Origin of the sequence: Bacillus sp. GMa5/1, from assembly GCF_050172015.1 — a bacterium.
In the GTDB taxonomy this organism is placed as follows: Bacteria; Bacillota; Bacilli; order Bacillales; family Bacillaceae_G; genus Bacillus_A; species Bacillus_A cereus.
This window is the reverse complement of the sequence record NZ_JBNLYC010000232.1, coordinates 1-5,389: the sequence shown is the minus strand read 5'-3', so window position 1 is coordinate 5,389 and position 5,389 is coordinate 1. Positions and strand designations below refer to the sequence as shown.

Below are 5,389 nucleotides of genomic sequence, written 5' to 3'. Positions count from 1 at the left end.
TGTAAATTTTAGAAAGTTGGAGGAACCTATGGAAGAAACAATTAGTTTAAAAGAGTTATTTCATATCTTAAAAAAACGTTTAGCAATGATCCTCGTAATCGCCTTTGGTGCAGCTATTGTAAGTGCTATCATTAGCTTTTTCTTCATGACACCAATCTATCAATCTTCGACGCAAATTCTTGTTAACCAGAAAAAGCAAGAGGGAACGGCAATTCAGTTAGGGGAAATTCAATCAAATATTCAATTAACGAATACATATAAGGTTATTATTAAAAGTCCAGTAATCTTAGAACAAGTGAATGAAAAATTAAATTTAAATATGACAGCTCAAGCACTAACAGGAAAGATTAATGTTGCAAATGAAAAGGATTCACAAGTAATCTCTGTAACAGCTGAGGATAAAGATCCAAAACTAGCTCGCGATATTGCGAATGCAACGGCAGATGTATTTAAAGGTGAAGTTGCAAAAATCATGAACGTTGATAATGTAACAGTACTGTCAAAAGCAGAAGTTGCAGAAAATCAATCACCGATTAAACCAGCGCCTATGCTTAATGTAGCAATTGCTTTTATTGTTGGTTTAATGGCTTCGGTTGGTCTTGCATTCTTACTAGAGTACTTAGATAACACAGTGAAAAAAGAAGAAGATGTGGAAAACTTACTTGGCTTACCAGTATTAGGGATTGTAGCTCGTATGGATGAAGAAACAATGAACGTGAAATCACACGCTCCATCATCAAGAAAAGTGAGGGGACAAACAATTGGCTCTTAATTTATTTAAAAAGAAAAAGAATCATCGTCAACGCCGTCAATTAATTGCTCATCAACAACCGAAATCACCAATTTCAGAACAATATCGTAATATTCGAACGAATATTGAATTTGCAGCTATTGATACGAATTTACATTCATTAATGGTCACGTCTGCAAACCCAAGTGAAGGGAAAACAACAACGACAGCTAATATGGCAGTTGTGTTTGCTCAACAAGGAAAAAAAGTATTATTAATTGATGCAGATATGCGTAAACCAGCAATGCACCAAATGTTTCAAGTAGATAACATTTTTGGACTTACGAATGTACTAACACATAGTGAACGTTTAGAAAAATGTGTACAAACGACATCTGTAGACAATCTACACTTTTTAGCTTGTGGTCCAATCCCACCAAACCCGGCCGAATTGCTAGGTTCGAAATCAATGAAAGAACTTCTTGGGCAAGCATACAGCATGTACGACTTAGTTATTTTTGATATGCCACCTATTTTAGCTGTTACCGATGCGCAAATTATGGCAAATGTATGTGATGCTTCTATTCTTGTTGTTCGTAGTGAATCAACAGAAAAAGAAACAGCGGTAAAAGCAAAAGGTTTGTTAGAATCGGCTAAAGGTAAATTGTTGGGCGTCGTTCTAAACGACCGTGAACGTGAACAAGGCCTATACTACTACTACGGTGCAAACTAATTTTAAAGTGAGATATGGTAAAAACATATCTCCTTTTTTCCCTTGAATATGAGCGATATCTCATATTCAAGGGAAAAAAGATCTTTATAGGAGAGAGGGAGGATGAAACAAATGATAGATTTACATTGTCACATTTTACCTGGTATCGATGACGGTGCACAGACAGTAACAGATAGTTTAGCAATGGCACAACAAGCCGTTTCAGAAGGAATACATACCATTGTCGCAACGCCACACCATCAAAATGGAAAATATGTAAATGAACGTACCTCAATTATTCATCACGTAAAACAACTAAATGATGAACTACAACAACATAATATTCCACTTACCATTTTACCTGGGCAAGAGGTCAGATTATATGGCGATTTATTAGAAGACTATGAAGCTGGTAAAATTGTTACTTTAAATGAAACAAATAAATATATATTCATTGAATTCCCATCAAATCACGTACCTCGTTATGCAGAACAACTACTATATGAATTGCGCGTAAAAGGAATGATTCCAATTATCGTTCATCCGGAACGTAATGCCGAGTTAATCGAGCGGCCAGATAAGTTATATAATCTTGTAAATAAAGGTGCATTAACACAAGTGACAGCAGGTAGTTTACTTGGGAAATTTGGAAAAAAAATTAAAAAATTCTCACTACAGCTTGTAGAACATAATTTAACACATATGATCGCATCAGATGCACATAACACGACATCAAGAGGATTTCATTTAGCGGAAAGCTATGAACTAATAGAGAAAGAATACGGTTCAAGTGTTATGAATGATTTAAGAGAGAATCCATATTTAATAATTAGCGGGAAAGCAATTTATAAAGAAGATCCAGAACAAATTCGCCGTAAAAAGTTGTTTGGCATCTTTTAAATAAAGAACAGGTGATGTCTCCTAACCGTTATCAACGGAGGCACTCGGTCGTGCTGTGGGTAGAAATTTTTATTTCGAACCTACCTTAGACGCTTGTCGTCGGGAGTATGACGTGAGGATGGGTTAGATGCCCATAATTTATTTATGTTAGAAACTCTACTTATGGAGTTGTAAAGACGACTCTATAGGTAGGGTTTTTGTTATTGTTACATATGGATATAATAATATGTCTGGGGGTACTAGATTTGAAAAAAGTAAGAAAAGCAATTATTCCAGCTGCGGGACTGGGGACAAGGTTTTTACCGGTAACAAAGGCAATGCCGAAAGAAATGTTACCAATTGTTGATAAACCAACAATTCAATACATAGTAGAAGAAGCGATAGAATCAGGAATTGAAGATATTATTATTGTTACTGGAAAAGGTAAACGTGCCATTGAAGATCATTTTGATCATTCCTTTGAATTAGAGCAAAGCTTACTAGAAAAAGGGAAGCATGAGATGCTTGAGAAAGTACAAGCTTCTTCAAAAATTAATATTCATTACATAAGACAGAAAGAACCAAAGGGTTTAGGGCATGCAGTATGGTGTGCACGTAAATTTATTGGAAATGAACCATTTGCGGTATTACTTGGTGATGATATTGTGCAAGCAGAAACGCCATGTTTGCGCCAATTAATGGATCAATATGAGGGAACACACTCATCCGTTATAGGTGTACAAACAGTGCCAGAAAACGAAACACATCGTTACGGTATTATCGATCCAGTTGAACAAAATGATCGCCGTTATCAAGTGCGTCAATTTGTGGAAAAACCAGCTCAAGGAACAGCACCATCAAATTTAGCAATTATGGGACGTTACGTATTAACGCCAGAAATCTTTATGTTCCTTGAGAATCAACAAACAGGTGCTGGTGGGGAAATTCAATTGACAGATGCAATTCAACGATTAAATGAAGTTCAACGTGTATTTGCTTATGACTTCGAAGGTACACGTTACGATGTTGGGGAGAAGTTTGGATTTATTAAGACCACGATTGAAATGGCACTTCAAAATGAAGAATTAAAAGTTGATTTAATGGAATATATGAAAGAACTTGTAAAAAAAGAAAAGGTACATTCATAAGAGAATGTCCTTTTTTATTATCAAAATAAGATATGAATTGTATAAAGAAGGGAACAGGTATATTGAGTTATCGAAAACGGCTCTCGTTATTAATTTTATTAGATTCATTTATCGTGTTAACTGCTGTTTACTTAAGTTATTGGTTCATACATCCCAATATATTAAGTAAAATTCCTGCGACAGTAGTTATTAGTTCGATTACGTTATTATGTAGTCATCATGTTTTTGCAGCTATTTATAAGTTGTATAACAAGGCTTGGGAATATGCAAGTATTGGGGAATTAAAACAAATATTTAAAGCAATAACGCTATCAATTATAGTAACAGCAATTGTTCAACAAATTATTAATCACGATATTTATGTTCGAATTTTAGCAATCGCATGGATGCTACATTTATTATTAATCGGCGGCTCTCGCTTCGTATGGCGTATGTTCCGTGATACATATATTGCGAAAGCAACTGATAAAAAACGAACATTAATTATTGGTGCAGGTTCAGCAGGAACGATGGTAGTACGTCAATTACAGCATAATAAAGAAGCGGATCTGTATCCAATTGCGTTTGTTGATGATGATAGAAATAAGCAAAAATTGGAGATTTATAATGTGCCGGTTGTTGGTACAACAAATCATATCCAAGAAATTGTAGAAGATAATGATATAGAACATATTATTATTGCAATCCCTTCCTTAAATAGAAATCAAATAAACGAGATCTTTGAGAAGTGTAGAAAAACGAAGGCGAAAACGCAAATTGTACCAATGCTTGAAGATCTTTTAGATGGCAAAGTTTCTGTTAATGAATTCCGAGATGTACAAGTGGAAGATTTATTAGGAAGAGAGCCGATCCAATTAGATGATGCAGGAATTGGAGAGCAAATTACTGGTAAAACAATTTTAGTAACAGGTGCTGGTGGATCAATTGGATCAGAAATTTGTCGTCAAGTGATGAAATACAAACCCGTTAAAATTGTTCTTTTAGGACATGGTGAAAACAGCATTTATAATATCGAAATGGAAATGAGAGTTACCTATCAAGATACAGTTGAAATTACAACAGAAATTGCTGATGTGCAAGATCGTCATAAAATCTTTGAAATAATGAAAAAGCATCAGCCATATATCGTATATCATGCGGCTGCACATAAGCATGTTCCTTTAATGGAACGTAATCCTGAAGAAGCTGTGAAAAATAATATTTTTGGCACGAAAAATGTAGCTGAAGCGGCAGATACATTTAAAGTAAATACGTTTGTAATGGTTTCTACAGATAAAGCTGTAAATCCAACCAATGTAATGGGAGCTACAAAGCGATTTGCAGAAATGATTGTGCAGCATATGGCATCTGTTAGTACAAATACACGTTTTGTTGCCGTTAGGTTTGGTAATGTCCTTGGGAGTAGGGGGAGTGTAATTCCCTTATTTAAGAAACAAATTCAAAAAGGTGGACCTGTAACTGTTACGCATCCGGATATGATTCGTTACTTTATGACAATACCCGAGGCTTCAAGGTTAGTGATTCAGGCGGGTACATTGGCTAGAGGTGGAGAATTATTCGTATTAGATATGGGAGATCCAGTAAAAATTGTGGATTTAGCTAAAAATTTAATTACTCTTTCAGGTTACTCTATTGAAGATATCAGAATTGAATTTACTGGATTAAGACCAGGGGAAAAAATGTATGAAGAGTTATTAAATGAAGGTGAGATACACCCAGAGCAAATATTTCCTAAAATTCATATAGGAAAAGCTGTTTTAATGGATCAAGAGATTTTGAGACAGTTTATGAATGATTTTGAGGGGATGCGTAAAGAAGAGATAAGAGAGAGATTATTAGATATTGCGAATAATAAGATGTTAAAAAAGAAAAATTGATAGTGAAGAGAAAAAATTAGTAAATAAAATAAGTTTTGAATTA

General features: G+C 34.7%; 5 protein-coding genes. All 5 read left to right on the top strand.

Features of this window, described 5'->3' with window-relative positions; genetic code table 11:
* The first annotated feature begins 28 nt into the window (after positions 1–28).
* Entirely contained in the window at positions 29–772 is a 744-nt protein-coding gene (locus tag ACQGSG_RS26160; RefSeq protein ID WP_000393160.1) for a YveK family protein, read from the top strand.
* On the top strand, positions 762–1,463 hold the full coding sequence (locus ACQGSG_RS26155) for a CpsD/CapB family tyrosine-protein kinase (RefSeq protein ID WP_001207150.1): 702 nt from the start codon (positions 762–764) through the stop codon (positions 1,461–1,463). Before ACQGSG_RS26160 ends, ACQGSG_RS26155 begins: the two co-directional genes overlap by 11 nt.
* Before the next feature lie 111 nt (positions 1,464–1,574).
* Complete coding sequence (locus tag ACQGSG_RS26150) at positions 1,575–2,342, top strand: tyrosine-protein phosphatase (protein ID WP_025966836.1); 768 nt, start codon at positions 1,575–1,577, stop codon at positions 2,340–2,342.
* Positions 2,343–2,587: 245 nt separating this feature from the next.
* Positions 2,588–3,469 (top strand): UTP--glucose-1-phosphate uridylyltransferase BpsC, encoded by an 882-nt coding sequence (gene bpsC, locus ACQGSG_RS26145; RefSeq protein ID WP_000757831.1) that lies wholly within the window; start codon positions 2,588–2,590, stop codon positions 3,467–3,469.
* Between the two features lie 62 nt (positions 3,470–3,531).
* The gene (locus ACQGSG_RS26140) at positions 3,532–5,346 is read left to right on the top strand and encodes a polysaccharide biosynthesis protein (protein ID WP_000122125.1); all 1,815 of its coding nucleotides are present in this window, start codon (positions 3,532–3,534) and stop codon (positions 5,344–5,346) included.
* Positions 5,347–5,389 lie beyond the last annotated feature (43 nt).

Bases quoted from the DNA above. Each gene is read 5' to 3' on its own strand.
- ACQGSG_RS26160 (WP_000393160.1), top strand. From the start codon at position 29: ATGGAAGAAACAATTAGTTTAAAAGAGTTATTTCATATCTTAAAAAAA.
- ACQGSG_RS26150 (WP_025966836.1), top strand. From the start codon at position 1,575: ATGATAGATTTACATTGTCACATTTTACCTGGTATCGATGACGGTGCA.